This window comes from Alkalibacterium pelagium, from assembly GCF_900109325.1.
GTDB classification, from domain to species: Bacteria; Bacillota; Bacilli; order Lactobacillales; family Carnobacteriaceae_A; genus Alkalibacterium; species Alkalibacterium pelagium.
The window spans coordinates 229,301-245,103 of sequence record NZ_FNZU01000001.1 but is presented as its reverse complement, the minus strand read 5'-3'; the positions used below and the strand labels follow the sequence as shown (position 1 = coordinate 245,103).

Annotated in this window: 12 protein-coding genes; all 12 read right to left on the bottom strand. The window is 44.7% G+C overall.

Annotated features, from left to right (window positions below):
- Positions 1 to 446: 446 nt before the first annotated feature.
- The gene (gene rlmD, locus BMX79_RS01130) at positions 447 to 1,841 is read right to left on the bottom strand and encodes a 23S rRNA (uracil(1939)-C(5))-methyltransferase RlmD (RefSeq protein ID WP_091478411.1); all 1,395 of its coding nucleotides are present in this window, start codon (positions 1,839 to 1,841) and stop codon (positions 447 to 449) included.
- 89 nt (positions 1,842 to 1,930) lie between these two features.
- The gene (locus tag BMX79_RS01125) at positions 1,931 to 2,938 is read right to left on the bottom strand and encodes a diacylglycerol kinase (protein ID WP_091478409.1); all 1,008 of its coding nucleotides are present in this window, start codon (positions 2,936 to 2,938) and stop codon (positions 1,931 to 1,933) included.
- Between the two features lie 23 nt (positions 2,939 to 2,961).
- Complete coding sequence (gene gatB / locus BMX79_RS01120) at positions 2,962 to 4,395, bottom strand: Asp-tRNA(Asn)/Glu-tRNA(Gln) amidotransferase subunit GatB (RefSeq protein WP_091478408.1); 1,434 nt, start codon at positions 4,393 to 4,395, stop codon at positions 2,962 to 2,964.
- A 3-nt stretch (positions 4,396 to 4,398) separates the two neighbouring features.
- Positions 4,399 to 5,865 carry an Asp-tRNA(Asn)/Glu-tRNA(Gln) amidotransferase subunit GatA gene (gene gatA / locus BMX79_RS01115; RefSeq protein ID WP_091478406.1) on the bottom strand — a complete coding sequence of 489 codons (1,467 nt, stop codon included), beginning with the start codon at positions 5,863 to 5,865 and terminating at the stop codon, positions 4,399 to 4,401.
- Positions 5,865 to 6,170 (bottom strand): Asp-tRNA(Asn)/Glu-tRNA(Gln) amidotransferase subunit GatC, encoded by a 306-nt coding sequence (gene gatC, locus BMX79_RS01110; RefSeq protein ID WP_091478404.1) that lies wholly within the window; start codon positions 6,168 to 6,170, stop codon positions 5,865 to 5,867. The genes gatA and gatC overlap by 1 nt, the downstream gene beginning before the upstream one ends.
- Positions 6,171 to 6,203: 33 nt before the next feature.
- Positions 6,204 to 7,418, bottom strand: a complete 1,215-nt coding sequence (locus BMX79_RS01105) for a CamS family sex pheromone protein (protein WP_091478402.1) — start codon at positions 7,416 to 7,418, stop codon at positions 6,204 to 6,206.
- Positions 7,419 to 7,440: 22 nt separating this feature from the next.
- A complete protein-coding gene (ligA, locus tag BMX79_RS01100) occupies positions 7,441 to 9,459 on the bottom strand; it encodes an NAD-dependent DNA ligase LigA (RefSeq protein WP_091478399.1) in 2,019 nt (672 codons plus the stop codon).
- 35 nt (positions 9,460 to 9,494) lie between these two features.
- Positions 9,495 to 11,747, bottom strand: coding sequence for a DNA helicase PcrA (gene pcrA, locus BMX79_RS01095; RefSeq protein ID WP_176586647.1), 2,253 nt, complete (start codon positions 11,745 to 11,747; stop codon positions 9,495 to 9,497).
- Between the two features lie 181 nt (positions 11,748 to 11,928).
- A complete protein-coding gene (locus tag BMX79_RS01090) occupies positions 11,929 to 12,576 on the bottom strand; it encodes a GntR family transcriptional regulator (RefSeq protein WP_091478394.1) in 648 nt (215 codons plus the stop codon).
- A 12-nt stretch (positions 12,577 to 12,588) separates the two neighbouring features.
- Entirely contained in the window at positions 12,589 to 13,707 is a 1,119-nt protein-coding gene (locus BMX79_RS01085) for an ATP-grasp domain-containing protein (RefSeq protein ID WP_091478393.1), read from the bottom strand.
- 18 nt (positions 13,708 to 13,725) lie between these two features.
- Positions 13,726 to 14,301 (bottom strand): DUF2179 domain-containing protein, encoded by a 576-nt coding sequence (locus tag BMX79_RS01080; protein ID WP_091478391.1) that lies wholly within the window; start codon positions 14,299 to 14,301, stop codon positions 13,726 to 13,728.
- Positions 14,302 to 14,396: 95 nt separating this feature from the next.
- A complete protein-coding gene (locus tag BMX79_RS01075; protein WP_091478388.1) occupies positions 14,397 to 15,752 on the bottom strand; it encodes a hemolysin family protein in 1,356 nt (451 codons plus the stop codon).
- Positions 15,753 to 15,803 lie beyond the last annotated feature (51 nt).

Below are 15,803 nucleotides of genomic sequence, written 5' to 3'. Positions count from 1 at the left end.
AAATGGGTTATACCCCTCACGAATCAGGTGTTTGAGACAATATGCGGTATCAAAACACATCATAGTTTTGCTATACGGTTGAACCCTTAAAGCAAAACTACATTTGCATGGGTGAGCGCAGTTCAGCCCTTTTTCCTTTATCCCTTAAAACACACCCAAAGTCTATCACTTTACCCACCATCATAAAATAAAGAAACCCCTGAAAACACCGTAAATACGCCATTCTCAGGGGGTAATACATCTATTTCCGTTCAAGCAGACAGATGGTCTCCACGTGATAAATGTATTAAAACAATTTAGCAAAACCTATCCTCCCCTGAAAGCCTGATTTTAAGCCACTTTCAGAGGTTTATAAGTCAACAGTTCTCCCACATCAGTATCACCGTCTCGGGCGGGGTCGAGACCGCAGCAATGTTGAACCACAACATATGTGGTCTGAACTAATTTTACATACTAGATATACGGGTTAGCAGACATACGCTCTCAACGTGATAAGTCTGAGGAAACATATCCACGGGCTGGACTTTTTCGACTGTGTAGCCACCCTCAGATAGGATCTTCAGATCTCTGGCCAGTGTCCCTGGGTTGCAGCTGACGTAGACCATTTTTTCCGGTTTCATGGTCAGCACGGCATCGATGAATTCAGGTGCCAGGCCTTTTCTAGGCGGATCGACGACGATGACGTCTGCGCGCTTATCTGCCTTGGCCCATTCTGTGATGATGCTTTCAGCCGGTCCGACTTCGAATGAGACGTTGGATACACCGTTCGTTTCGGCGTTCAGTTTGGCATTATCGATAGCGGGTTCTACTATTTCCATGCCGTATACATGTTTAGCTTGTCTGGACAAAGCTAAGGTGAGTGTCCCGATTCCACAGTAGGCATCGATCACTGTTTCACTACCTGTAAGTCCGGCAAAGTCTACGGCAGTCTGGTACAGTTTTTCTGTCTGGACTGGATTGACCTGATAGAAGGACTGGTGGGAGATCGTGAAGGTAAACCCCAGTAGGTCATCTTTGTAGCTGTCCTGACCAAATAACACTCGAGACTCCGAGCCGAGTATGACGTTGGTCTTTTCCGTATTGATATTCTGGATCAGGCTGACCATTTCTGGCAGAGCATTAGTCAGGGCAGAGACGATTTCTTCTTCTCTATGGAAGTCATGTGTATTGGTGACCAGTACGATCATGAGCTCACCGCTAAAGTATCCTCTTCTGACGATGATATGACGAAGCCAGCCGGTGTGCGCTTTTTCATTGTACGGTTTGACATGGAACTTGCGCATGATGTCACGCACGGTCAGAATAGCCTGATCAATTTTTGGATCCTGTATTTTAAAGTCTTCGATAGGAATGACGTCATGGCTGTTCTTGCGGAAAAATCCTGTAGTCAGACGACCTTCTATTTTTCTCACGGGTACCTGTGCTTTGTTTCGGTATCCAAAGGGTTCGTCCATTCCGATGACTTCTTCGACAGCGATATCACCAAGATTTCCGATTTTGCTCAGGACTTTTTCGACCTGTTCTTTCTTGAAGTTAAGCTGTGCCGGGTACGACAGGTGCTGCAAAGGCATCGTGCCGGTCTGTGCATAGATTTTATCTTCAATCTCTACGCGGTCCGGACTTTTTTCAATCACTTTCAGCAGCTTACCAAATCCGAATGTCTTTTTCGTTTTGATCACTTTGAATTCAACGGTTTCTCCAACTAGAGCGCCTTCGATGAATATCGGATAGTATTCTATCTTAGCTACACCCATTCCTTCATGTGTCAGATCGATGATTTCTGCTTCCAACGTCTCGTTTTTCCTGACAGGCGCTGCTGTCTGTCTTTTATCTTTAACCATTACTCGTCTCCTTATGATTCATTACTTATCTTCAGTATACATGTCACACAACGAAAGCGCACAGAAAATTATCTGTGCGCTTTATGCGTTTATTCTTCTTCCAGTTGAGAGACACCTTCAAGAAATTCACTTTCTTTTTCAATAGTCACAGTATCTCGGCTGTTTACTGACAGACTCATCCCCGAAAGGTCTGCTACCAGTTCAAGATGCTGCTGATACATGACAAATTCTGCCGGTGCATCACCACCGTACTCGCCATCGATATTGATCATCAGCGGCTTGTCGACCAATGCCTCAGCTTTTACTGTAGATGTCTTTGTATAGATGATTTTCGGGTGATTGACGTGTCTGCCGTCATTAATGACTAGGGTAAGTAGTCTGAGAATTTCGGCAATGTTCGTCGTTTTAACAATGATCAGCGTAAACTTGCCATCGCCAAGTTTCTTGTCAGGAGCAATTTTCTCAAATCCACCTACTGAATTGGTCAAGGCGACGAACAGCATTGAAGCTGTTCCTTCATAGATTCCATCATCATAAGAAATACTCACCGGTACCTTGCCTATTTGAGGAAGCAGTTCAGCTCCTTTTACAAAGTAGGCAAGGGAACCGAAAACGGACTTCATGTTTGCCGGCACATCATAAGTCACTTCGGTCAGTGATCCTGCCGCACCTATATTCATAAAGTAGCGTTCCTGTGAGGCGGTTATGACTTTACCGATATCCATTTTTACGAACTGATGGGTGTTAATCAGCTCAGCTGCTCTGACGAAGTCGTTACGCGGAATGTTGAGTGCTCTAGCGAAGTCATTCGTCGTCCCTGCAGGAATGATCGCAAGTTTCGGGCGTGATTCATGAGGAGCAATCCCATTGATGACTTCATTGATTGTCCCGTCTCCGCCAGCAGCAATAATGAGATCGAAACCGTCTTTAGTACATCTGTCCGCTTCATTTTGAGCACTTAGAGGAGTCGGGGTGGTACAGAAGGCGCTCGTTTCATACCCGCATTTTTCATAAACATTCAAAATGTCCGGAATTGCTCGTTTTAATGTTTCTCTCCCGGATGTGGGATTATAAATGATCCTGGCTCGCCGTCTCATGTACATCCCCTCCTTTACTCTGTCTATCTTTTGTCCAGCTCTTGTTTCAATAATTTGTTGACCATTCCAGGGTTGGCCTGACCTCTTGTCTGTTTCATGACTTGTCCAACCAGGAAGCCTAATGCACGGTCTTTTCCGTTCTTATAGTCTTCGATGGACTGTTCATTTTTATCAAGTGTGTCGGTGATGATCGGCAGAAGTTTGGATGGATCACTCAACTGAACCCAGCCCTTTTCTTCTACTAGAGCTTTTACATCTGTGCTACCGTTTGTGACAAGCTCTTTGAAGACTTTCTTGGCAATTTTAGACGATATCGTACCGTCAGCGATCAGGTTGATCATTTCTGCCAATGATTCAGGCGTAAGAGCTGTATCCAGGAGTTCGACCTGTTCACTGTTCAGGTAAGCCGATACTTCACCCATCAGCCAGTTCGAAGCCTGCTTAGGATCGGCACCATTATCGACCGTTCCCTGGAAGAAGTTGGACATTTCAACTGTCGCCGTCAGGACAACCGCATCGTATTCAGGCAGATTGAACTCTTTGACATAGCGTGCCTGTCTTTCTTTAGGCATTTCCGGCAGAGAGGCTCTGACTGAATCGATCCATTCATCACTGATGACCAGATTAGGAATGTCCGGTTCAGGGAAGTAACGGTAGTCACTTGATCCTTCTTTCGTACGCATCAGGATCGTTCCCCCTGTTGATTCATCGTAACGTCTGGTTTCCTGATCCAGTGCACCACCGGCATTCAGCACTTTTTCCTGACGGCTGATTTCAAAGTCCAGTCCTTTTCTGACATAGGTAAAGGAGTTAAGGTTCTTCAGTTCAGCCTTTGTTCCAAATTCTTCCTGACCGAAAGGACGCAAGGAGATATTCGCATCACAGCGCATTGACCCTTCCTGCATCTTCACATCAGATACTTCAGTAAATTGAATCAGCTGTTTCAGCGTCTCCAGATAGGCATACGCTTCTTCAGGCGAGCGCATGTCTGCTTCAGAAACGATTTCGATCAGTGGTGTCCCCTGACGGTTCAGATCGACATAAGATGAGCCGTCTTCACCGTGCATGTTTTTACCAGCATCCTCTTCAAGGTGTACCCGTTCAATACGGATTTTTTTCTTTTCGCCGTTTACCTCGATTTCGATCCATCCGTCATATCCGATCGGCTGGTCAAATTGAGAAATCTGATAGGCCTTAGGATTGTCCGGATAGAAATAGTTCTTGCGGTCAAATTTTGTATGTGTCGCGATTTTACAGTTCAAAGCGAGTGCGGCTTTCATACCATACTCGATCGCCTGTTTGTTAACGACAGGAAGCACACCAGGGTGTCCCCAGTCGATGACGTTTGTGTTCGTATTCGGTTCTGCGCCAAAGTGAGCCGGGGATGGAGAAAACATTTTTGATTCAGTTTTCAGTTCAACGTGTACTTCAAGTCCTATTACGGGTTCTAAATTCATTCTTTATTCTCCTCCCTTGAATGCTGGTTTTTTCGTATGGAAGTCTGTTTCTTTTTCAAATGCATAAGCGACACGGTACATCATCTGCTCATCAAAATGCTTACTGATGATCTGCATACCGACCGGCATATCATTTGAAAAGCCGCAAGGGATGGATAGTGATGGCACGCCTGCAAGGTTCACAGGAACCGTCAGAATATCAGACATGTACATCGCTAGTGGATCGTCGATTTTACCGCCGATTTCAAACGCAGTTGTCGTCGTAGTCGGTGCTACAAGTACATCAACATCAGCGAAAACTGTATCGAAGTCATTTCTGATCAGAGTTCTCGCCTGAGCCGCTTTTTTGAAGTGGGCATCATAGAAGCCGGAACTCAAGGAGAATGTTCCAAGCATGATACGACGTTTCACTTCAAGTCCAAATCCTTCAGAACGGGACTTGACGTAAATGTCTTCAAGTGAGCTGACATTTTCTGAACGGTAGCCGTAACGGATCCCGTCAAAACGCTGCAGGTTACTTGAAGCTTCAGAAGAAGCAATGATATAGTAAGCCGGAATGCCGTAACGTGAGTGAGGCAGACTGACTTCTACGATTTCTGCTCCCAGTTCTTCGTAAAGTTTCAGTGCATTACGCACTGATTCGATTACACCAGTTTCTTTAGCATCTTCATTGAAGTACTCTTTCGGTACACCAATACGCAGACCTTTAACACCTTTATCGATACCTTCAGTAAAGTCAGGCGTTTCTCCATTGTAAGATGTGGAGTCTTTTGGATCATGTCCACTGATTGCGTTGAGTACCAGAGCATTGTCTTTAACTGTTCTAGTAAATGGACCGATCTGATCCAGACTTGAACCGAAAGCAATCAGTCCGTATCGTGAAACACGTCCGTATGTTGGTTTAACCCCAACCAGCCCAGTAAAGGCAGCCGGTTCACGAACGGACCCACCGGTATCTGAACCAAGTGAAACTGGCACTTGACCAGCCGCAACAGCGGCAGCCGAACCACCGGATGATCCACCGGGAACTTTAGAAAGATCCCAAGGGTTACGTGTCAGTTTGAATGCAGAGTTCTCAGTGGATCCGCCCATGGCAAATTCATCCATGTTCAGTTTTCCGACTGAAATCATTCCTGCTCCCTTCAGTTTTTCAGTTGCCGTTGCATCATAGACAGGGACGAAGTCTTCCAGCATTTTTGAAGAGGCTGTTGTGGTTACGCCTTTTGTCAGGATATTGTCCTTGATTCCAACAGGTAGTCCGCTTAACACATTATTCGGATCGATGCCTTTCTCATCAGTTTCTCTCGCAGCCTGCAGTGCTTCTTCCTTGCTGAGAGCCAGAAAAGCTCCGACTTGCTCATCGGTTTCTTCAATGCGCTTATAAGAAGCTTCAACCAGGTCCACTGCTGTCAGTTCTTTGCTGACGAGTTTGTCATGCAGTTCTTCTAAAGTATAATCCAGAAAATTCATTAAGCTTCACTCCCTCCGTTGTCAAACATTGCCGGCACTTCAATATAGCCGTCTTTACGGGTCTTGACGTTTTTAAACAGATCTTCTCTATCAGTGCCGTTCGAAGCTTTATCCTCGCGCCAGACGTTGTGCTGATTCAGACCATGATACGTGCCTTCGATTCCTTCCGTATCCAGCCCTTCCAGCTGCTCGACCATTTCGATGATACTGTCCATTTCTTTGGTAAATGTATGGATATCCTCTTCTTCAATCTCAAGCTTGGCCAGTTTAGCAACCTGCTTTACTGTTTCTTCGTTAATTGCCATCTTGCTCATCCCTTCTTTCCACATTTGCTGTTCTTAATTGAAAATCGTTACGTAATATTCCTGGTCATCACTGTCTCTCTGAAGAAAAGCTTCCATTCCGTTCAAAGATTCCAGTCTGATTTCAACTGGAACATTTTCTGGAAGAAAATTGACTGCTGCTTCATTGACAAATTGAGTAAAGGCAATGATTTCACCTTTCCCATAAAACTGAGTCATAACATTGATCTCTAAATGAACCAGCTGCTCCTCTATATAGTGACTGACACCTGTAATTCCGCTGACGTTAGGGAAGAACCCTTCTACTTCAGAACGGAAATTAGCAAAACTGTTTCCTTCCGCACTCTGCATGCCTTCCAGCGGGAAGACGAGCCGATCTTCATTGATACGGTTCCAGCTGTTTACAGAATCGCTGCCACTATCACTTAATCCTTCGGCGAAGTACGTTCCTGGTGCTAAGCTGTCTCGTCTGGACTGCTCAAATAAAGCTACCATAATCGGGACGTCGGCCAGATCTTCCATCTCTCTTAAGTATGATACAATCTGGTCTGCCATATCCTGACCTTCTTCAAGCAGCTCATCCAGAGGGATGACTTGTTCCTGATCTCTATTATCACCGTAGTAATCCACTGAATTCATTGCCAGACCAATACTGATACCAGCTAATTGAAGACCTTCTTCTGTTTGTGCATAAAAATTATGTTCTAGAATAGAACTTAAATATATAGGATTGCGCTCTTCCGAATCAGCTCCGGAATTGTCTTCGGGATTCAAGCCGAGGTCTTCACTTGCTTCTTCTGTTGTTTCTTCGTTCTGCTCATCTTCTTCGTTATCCTCATCTTCTTCAACAGGCTCCTGTCTTCTCAGCCAGCTGTTAATGGTTGCGGATGGGATAAATTGTCCTTCCTGGAAAAAATGATCATTTGTTGGAAAATGACGATGCGCATGACGCATCAAGTCACTCTCGAAAGTTCTCATATTCAAATTGGAATTCAGTCGACGAGTGATCCCTCTCGACTGGCTCGGAGCGTAAGTTCCGTCTTCTCTGACAACAGGACGGTAATATTCAGAATCAATCTGTACTTCTACAATGGATGACTCTTCATCTTGTCCGTCAGCTTCTCCTTCTCCAGATGTTTCACCATTTTCAGCAGGTGGCTGATCTGGATCGACAGGATCCGGAAAGAATCCACAGGCAGACAGAAACAAAGCACTTGTCAGCAGCATACCTATTAGCCGTTTACTTTTCACTGACTGCCACTCTCATTTCTTTTCATTTTTCAATCTCCTCTATTACTTTTGCTTCATCAATTATCGGTACATCCAGACTCTCAGCCTTTGTCAACTTGCTTCCAGCCTCTTCTCCAGCAATCAGGTAATCTGTATTTTTCGATACACTCCCGGTTACTTTAGCACCTAATTCGATCAGTCTTTCCTTTAATTCGTTTCGTGTAAAGTGTTCCAGTTTGCCGGTAATGACAACTGTTTTATCAGCAAACATGGAATCTGTTTCAACTTCTTTTCGTTTGACCCCAGTATAGGTCATGTTAACTTTAGCTTTTTTGAGCTTGTCAATCAGCTCTTGGGCCTCTTCCAGCTCAAAAAATGAATGGATGCTGTCTGCTATTTTTTCACCGATGCCTTCAATAGCTGTGATGGCTTCCAGTGAAGCTGCTTTCAGCTGATCGATCGTTTCAAATTCTTCCGCCAGTAGTCGGGCTGCTTTAGATCCGACATGCCTGATACCGAGTCCGAATATCAGTCGTTCAAGCGAATTTGACCTTGAATTATCAATCGCGTTCAGCATGTTATCAGCTGATTTATCAGCAATCTTATCCAGTTCAAGAAGCGCTTCTTTTTCAAGATAATACAAATCGGCTACGTCTTTGACCAGGCCTTTATCATAAAGCTGGCTCACCACTCGTTCTCCCAGTCCATCTATATTCATAGCATTTCTGGAAACAAAATGGCTCAGTCGTTCTTTAGCCTGGGCGCTGCAGGAAGGGTTCATGCATCTGAGGGCTACTTCGTCTTCGAGATGCATCAGTTCACTGCCACAGGCCGGGCAATGTGTTGGAAAGACGTAAGGCTCACTGTCCTCACTTCTCTCGTCTGCATCTACTTTAATGACTTCAGGTATAATGTCTCCCGCTTTTCTGACCACTGCCGTGTCACCTAACCTGATATCCTTTTCGATCATAAGATCGATGTTGTGCAGGCTAGCTCTCTGGACAGTTGTTCCTGCCAGCTGAACCGGATCCATAATTGCTGTCGGTGTCACGACTCCAGTCCGACCGACCGACCACTCCACTTCACGAATCGTCGTACGGGCTTCCTCTGCCGGAAATTTATAAGCGATAGCCCAGCGCGGGGCTTTGACTGTATAGCCGGCTTTTTCCTGGTTGTTCAGTTCATTTACTTTAATCACGATCCCATCGATTTCATAAGGCAGTGAGGTCCGTTTTTCCTGATAGTCTTCAACGAATGACCATACGTCACTCATCGACTCGAAAACTTTCCGTTCAGGATTGGTCTTTAAACCGAGCTGGTCAAGCATCGTTAATGCAGCATCCTGAGTGTCAACAGGCTGTTCCGATACATTAGTCAAGGCATAAAGGAATACGCTGAGATTTCTTGATGCTGTAACTTTCGGGTCAAGATTTCTCAGTGTGCCTGCAGCTGCATTACGGGGGTTGGCAAAGACAGCCTCTCCCTGTTCTTCTCTTTTTTCATTTAATGCAATAAATGATGATTTCGGCATGTATATTTCGCCTCTGGCTTCAAGCGTCAGCGGCTTTTTCAGTGTCAACGGAATGGATTTGATCGTTCGTACATTAGCCGTGACATTTTCGCCCACAGTTCCGTCCCCACGAGTGACTGCCTGCTGAAGATTGCCGTTCTCGTATTTCAGTGAGACAGCCAGTCCATCGATCTTCAGTTCACAGTGGTATGAATAAGGGCCATCTACTAGTTGAGCGACACGTCGGTCAAAAGCCATCAGCTCGTCTTCTGAAAATGCATTGTCAAGACTGAGCATGGGGGTATCGTGAGCGACTTTTTCGAACCCTTCCAGCAATGTTCCTCCTACCCTCTGAGTGGGCGAATTGTTCTGTGTAAGTTCCGGATAAGCCTCTTCCAGCTCAACCAGTTCACGGTACAGCTTATCGTATTCCTCATCGGGAATGGTTGGCTGATCAAGAACGTAATATTCGTGGCTGTACTGATCCAGTTTACTGACCAGTTCATCCACACGTGTTTTAGCCTGGTCGAAAGATATCTCATGAGACGCCATGCTGATCCTTCTTTCTCTTATTGTTTTATATTACATTATACCTTATCAATTGGAGCAAAACTGGCAAGAAGCGGTTTGATCCCGATACCTGGAAAAGCGATATCCAGCTGCAGGTCGTCGCCTTTTCCACTGACCTTCACTACAGTACCGTCACCCCAAACTTTATGCTTCGCTTTGTCTCCAACGGTCCACTCCAGTTTTTCTGCTCCGCTGTTTCCAGTTGGATGCGATGAAATTTTTGGCGGCCTTGCACGTTTTGCAGTTTTAGCAAACGGATCATTGGCACTGCCTCCAAAGCCCTTGTACATGCCATTGGAGAAAGGACGGATCGTGTTGGATTCTTCACGCTCAACAGCTTCCGCATCGATTTCATCCAGAAAACGGGAGGCTCTATTTGACTGGACACGCCCGTAAAGGGTACGTGTTGATGCATTGGTCAGATAAAGCTTTTCCTCTGCACGAGTGATTCCGACATAGGCCAGTCGTCTCTCTTCTTCCATCTCCTCTTCCTCAAGTTCTGCTCTGGATAGCGGGAACAGTCCCTCTTCCATCCCGATCAGGAAGACGATCGGAAATTCAAGTCCTTTTGCTGCATGCAAAGTCATCAATGTCAGTTCACTAGTTGGTTCTTCTTCCAGATTATCAAGATCGGAAATAAGTGACAGGTCAGTCAGGAAGTCGATCAGGCTTTTTTCTTCCTGGTCCGATTCGTCATACTGATTAGTCACGGTCAGGAATTCCTGAATATTTTCTACACGTGTTTCAGCTTCCAGTGTCCGCTCTTTCTTCAAAGTAGGCAGATACTCAGACTTATCCAGCACTTCCTGTGTCAGTTCTGTAATCGACAGAAACTCAGACATTTTGCGGAAATCCTGAATCATCATGGCAAAGCTTTCGACTTTCTTGGCGGCACGTGCCGGCAAGTTGACACTCGTCGCATTGAGCGCAGCATCGTACAGGCTCCATCCCATTTCTTCAGCAGCGGCTGCCAGCTTGTCGACAGTCGTGTTTCCGATGCCTCGTTTTGGTTCGTTGACTACTCTAGCAAAGCTCAAGTTATCTTTAGGGTTCGCGATCAGGGTCAAGTAAGCCAATGTGTCCTTGATTTCTTTACGGTCATAGAATTTATGTCCACCGACCATTTTGTACGGGATATTCGTCTTGATTAGCGTTTCTTCCATTACACGTGACTGAGCATTTGTCCTGTACAGCACAGCAAAGTCCCCGTACTCTTTAGTCGGGTCACTTTCCATTTCTTTCTGGATCTGCTGAACGACGTATCTTGATTCTTCGTGTTCATTTCCGCCTCGGTAATAGACTACTTTATCTCCACCGGCATTGTCTGTCCAGAGGTTCTTCTTCTTACGATTCAAGTTGTTGGATATGACTGCGTTCGCAGCTTTCAGAATGGTCTGTGTCGAGCGGTAGTTCTGTTCAAGCAGAACGACTTTCGCATCCGAGTAGTCCCGTTCAAAGTTCATGATATTCTCCATATCCGCTCCACGCCAGCCGTAGATGCTCTGGTCCGCATCACCTACAACACATAAGTTACGCAGTCGACTAGCCAGGAGGTTGACGAGCTTGTACTGAGCATGGTTGGTATCCTGATACTCATCCACGTGGATATACTGGAACTTACTCTGATAATATTCAAGAACATCCTTATGCTCCTCGAACAGTCTGACAGTCAGCATGATCAGATCGTCAAAGTCGACCGTTTCTGATTGTCTCAGTTCTCTCTGATAATGAGTATAGCAGTCAGCAACAATTTTTCCGAAATAGTCGTGCGCTTCATTGCTGAACGCCGCTGCATCCTGCAGCTTGTTCTTGGCATTGCTTATTTCTCCGAGAATTGCTCTCGGGTTATATTTCTTCGGATCGATATTCAGTCGTTTAAGTATTTTCTTCATCAATGTGAGCTGTTCAGCTGGGTCAGCTATTGTGAACGATGAGCTGTAGCCGATGCGGTCGATTTCTCTCCTTAAAATACGCACACACATCGAGTGGAAAGTCGAAACCCAAACTTCGCTTCCACCTTGTTCGACCAGTTTGGTCACTCGGCTTTTCATCTCCGACGCTGCCTTATTGGTGAAAGTGATAGCCAGGATATTCCATGGACTGACGCCTTTTTCCTGAATCAGATATGAGATGCGGTGAGTCAGTACTCGTGTCTTACCGGATCCCGCTCCTGCCATGATCAGTAAAGGTCCGTCAGTATGCTTGACTGCCTCTTTTTGCTTGGGGTTCATACCTGTTAATATATCGTCTCGCAGTACCACTTTCTTCATCCTTTCAAGTCTTCATACATTGTCTTATTATACAGAAAACCAGGGGCTCTTTCCACACCTCTATCATAGAGTTTGGACTTTCGTCATGTGGTGTTCGCCCCGTGGCAGCACAAAATCCCTTTGCCCGGCATATCCTGTCGGTTAAAGGGATTTTGTGCTTGCTCATGTATGGTGATTTAATTTAGTCAATGCCCTGAATCAAGTTGATCAGAAGCTGGTTGAGTAGAATCCTTACTTCTCGTCTTGCATAAACATAATTGTTTTCTCCAAGCAAATCTGAAATATTCTGATAGTGGGACAGTTTCACTTGACGACTTTCGTTCAATATCATCCGGGCATGACCATCAGCGCCATAAATCGAATGAAGAGTCTGAAGAATCGAGTGATTCATATATAGATTGTCGTGATTTTCCAGGACAGTCTTCCAGAACAGATTTTCCAGATGTTCAAATTCTCCAGTTTTAGACTTTATAGTCTTTCGCATCTTTTCTGTCAGTATGGAAAAACGTCCGTGAGACAAATCTGTTTCAGACCGTTCCATGCTATATAGGACATGCTGAAACAAAGTCTCCAGATAATATAATCTGTCTTTCAAACCTTTCAAATCAATAGCGGTCTGCGCGACAAATACCCCTTTATTCGGCAGGATACTTACAAAACCCTCTTCTTCCAGACGCAAAAAGGCATTCCTGATAGGTGTCCTGCTGATCTCGAGTACGTCTGCGATTTCAAGCTCTTTGATCTGACGCCCCTCAAGCCACTGGCTGGTTGTAATCTGATTTTTTATAAAATCATATGCTTTTTCTTCAACTTTTCGTCTTCGTGCCATAAGCCCATCCTCTTACTCAACAAATTCTCTCAATGAGTCCAGCGTGTGTCCAACATTGTCAGTTTCAATAGTGATATGGCCGCATTCATCTGTAGATGAACTGCCTTTGTTATCATAAAATGTAAATTGCCAGTCCGGCTTGACTTGTGCCATTGTGTACGCCGGCTGCAGACGATCCTTCTTTACAGACTGCATAACAATCGCCCGATCAACTGGTGTGCTGATTCGCAGCGGCCAGCCCGTTACGGCTTTGATATGCGCATCGTATTGTGAATAGTTCAAGTAATTAAATGTATAATGGCACCCACGATGCGGATGTGCAACAATTTCATTGACATATAAGGCGCCGCTTTCTATACTGAACAGCTCCACGGCTATCACACCCGTAAAGTCCAGCTGTTCGGCAATATTAATACCGATCCGTTCAATTTCATTCGCCATATCATCACTTATCCGTGCTGGGGCAATCGAATGGTTAAATTCATTTCGTACGTATCTCAGTTCACAGACTGGATAAGTAGAGAGTCTGCCATCCTTATCTTTAACGATCCCTAGGCAGAGCTCCTTGTCGGCTGGAATCCACGCTTCAAGCACGCACGTTCCATGTTTAAGAAACGGTTCTGCTGAGTCAATGTCACTTTCATCATAAATGATTAAATGTTCCTTGAACCGCTCATCAGCGCTGTTTGCTTTAAGTACGCATGGAAAGCCGATTCCACTGATGGCTTCTCTAATATCATCGAGCGAGACGATTGTAGCATAAGGGGCGATATTGACACGCGCTGACTCTAGAAATGCTTTCTGCAGCATCCGATCCTGAGAAATAGAGAGAATCTCCTCACCTTGTGGTACCGGAACTGCCCGCATAATTTTTCTAATCGCGTCACTGTTAATAATTTCTGATTCATAGATCACCACATTGCTTTTCATTGCAAAATCGAGCAGTGCTTTCTCATCGTTCAAATCAGCTTTCAAAAACCAGTCTGAAGCTGATTTTGCCAGACAGTTTGCATCCGGATCAATCAGTCCGACTGTATATCCAAGCTTTTTGGCTGACAAAGCGAGCAGTCTTGCTACACTGCCCCCACCTATTATTCCGATCGCACTTCCCGGCCGAACCCAATTACTCATGTCACTTCACTCCAATTCTTACTCTTCGACGAACGGACTTTCCTGTGGATTATTCTTCACTTGAGCTTTGTTATTTTTCATACGTTTAGTCCAGAATCCACCATTGATATATTTAGGTTCATAGGAAATGACAAATGCTCTAGGTTCGATTTCATGAATCAGCTTATATAAGCCTCTCTCATTGGAACGGGGGGTGAGGATTTCCAGAACAAACCGGTTACCTTCACGTCCGTAAGCTTGAGAAATCGTTACACCAAAGCCATTTCCTCGGATTTCTTCAGCGACATCCCAGCCATTCTCAGGTACGATAGTCGTGACGAGAATATAGCCTAGAGCCAATTTATCTTCTATCTTCATACCAGCATAAATACCAGCTCCGAACCCTACCGCATAGACAATAACATTGAAAACATTATCCAGATTATCCAGCACCAGTCCTAGTCCTACAACGTATATGGCTACTTCGATCATCGCCACGAATGGAGCCACTGACTGGTACCCTTTCATTGTCAGCATCAGCCTCACCGTGCTCAAGGTAACATAGACGACATTGATGATAAATATTGCTGCGAGTATTCCCCAATTTAATTCCACTAATCGATTCCCTTTCTTTTCAGTGATAATAAGAATAGAGGCCGAGACAGTGAATCTGTCTCAGCCTGTGTCAAGAGTACAGGTGAACGATCCCCTTATGACTCTTCTTCTGCTCCATTTGAATGTTGAGCATCTTCTATTTCATTTAATTTTTCAATAATCAAACTGCTGATCCTCGACCCTTCCATCTTATCTACAGTCAGACGGAGCTGCTGTGCTTCAATATAAGCATCCTCTTCTTCGTCTGGGATACTGCCGTACTCTGTGATGAAATACCCTGCAATAGTGTCTACATCTTCAGAGTCGATGGTAGTGTCAAAGAACTCGTTAAATTCATCAAGTGGAGTAGCTCCATCTACACTATAATGAATCTCGTCTATTTCTTCAATTAAATTGTTTGACTCATCATACTCATCATCGATTTCTCCAACGATTTCTTCCAGCAGATCTTCAAGAGTAACGATTCCGACGACGCCACCGTATTCATCATTCAGTATCGCCATCTGATTCTGTGTCCGTTTCATCTGAAAAATAAGATCGTCAATGTAGATCGTTTCAGGAACAAACAGCGGCTCATTACTGATGGACTTTAAATCGATCGAATACAGCGGCTGATTTTTCGATTCTTTAAGCAGATTCTTGACGTGAACAATACCCAATATGTTGTCTTTGTCTTCAAAGTACAACGGGACACGTGAATGAGGTGTTTCAAGCATTTCCTGAATGTTTTCCTCATTCGGATCATCATAATCAAGCATGAAAGCATCCGTTCGGGGCACCATTACCTCTCGGGCGATTTTATTGTCCAGCGACAATACACCTTTCAGCATTGAAAATTCATCAATATCAATGACTTCATGCTGATGACTGTGTTCAAGAAACGAACGGAATTCGTCTCTAGTGATGGCTTCCTCGTTCGTATTGAACTCAATCGGCAGGAGTCGTTTAAGGCCTCTCAATCCAAGATCCATCAGCCAAACAACAGGACGCGTTACTGTACGCAGGATATAGACCATACTCGATAGTGCCATTGCTGTATGATCAGGGTTCTGAGCGGCAATTGCCTTTGGCAGCTTGTCTCCCAGAAGAATAACGACTGGAGTCATGATCATAGAACTGAACAGGGCTGCAGAAGCTAGATTCTCAGTGAATGGGAAATTTGCTGCCGTAAAAATCAGACTGACAAAGTAGATCGCTGCTCCGCTGATTAGTAAAGATGAGAGCATCAAGCCTACCTGAATCGTTGTTAGAAAAGCATCTGCCTGATCCAGTATTTTGAGCACACGATTTGCTTTCTTATTGCCTTCTAAAGAGCGTTCGATCATTTTATTAGGATTGATCGACACAATTGCTATTTCTGCTGCAGACAGTATGCCATGAACTGCAATCAAACTGATGATGATTATTATTGGCCCAATAAAGGGCTGTATACTCCAAGGGTCACTATTCATAACTTTCTCCTTTGTTATTAAAAACCATTCATACAAAAAACACAGTCAATA

Excerpts from the sequence above, each read along its gene's own strand:
- rlmD (WP_091478411.1), bottom strand. The coding sequence starts at position 1,841 with ATGGTTAAAGATAAAAGACAGACAGCAGCGCCTGTCAGGAAAAACGAG.
- pcrA (WP_176586647.1), bottom strand. The coding sequence starts at position 11,747 with ATGAAGAAAGTGGTACTGCGAGACGATATATTAACAGGTATGAACCCC.
- gatB (WP_091478408.1), bottom strand. The coding sequence starts at position 4,395 with ATGAATTTAGAACCCGTAATAGGACTTGAAGTACACGTTGAACTGAAA.
- ligA (WP_091478399.1), bottom strand. The coding sequence starts at position 9,459 with ATGGCGTCTCATGAGATATCTTTCGACCAGGCTAAAACACGTGTGGAT.
- BMX79_RS01085 (WP_091478393.1), bottom strand. The coding sequence starts at position 13,707 with ATGAGTAATTGGGTTCGGCCGGGAAGTGCGATCGGAATAATAGGTGGG.
- BMX79_RS01125 (WP_091478409.1), bottom strand. The coding sequence starts at position 2,938 with ATGAGACGGCGAGCCAGGATCATTTATAATCCCACATCCGGGAGAGAA.
- BMX79_RS01075 (WP_091478388.1), bottom strand. The coding sequence starts at position 15,752 with ATGAATAGTGACCCTTGGAGTATACAGCCCTTTATTGGGCCAATAATA.
- gatA (WP_091478406.1), bottom strand. The coding sequence starts at position 5,865 with ATGAATTTTCTGGATTATACTTTAGAAGAACTGCATGACAAACTCGTC.
- gatC (WP_091478404.1), bottom strand. The coding sequence starts at position 6,170 with ATGGCAATTAACGAAGAAACAGTAAAGCAGGTTGCTAAACTGGCCAAG.
- BMX79_RS01090 (WP_091478394.1), bottom strand. The coding sequence starts at position 12,576 with ATGGCACGAAGACGAAAAGTTGAAGAAAAAGCATATGATTTTATAAAA.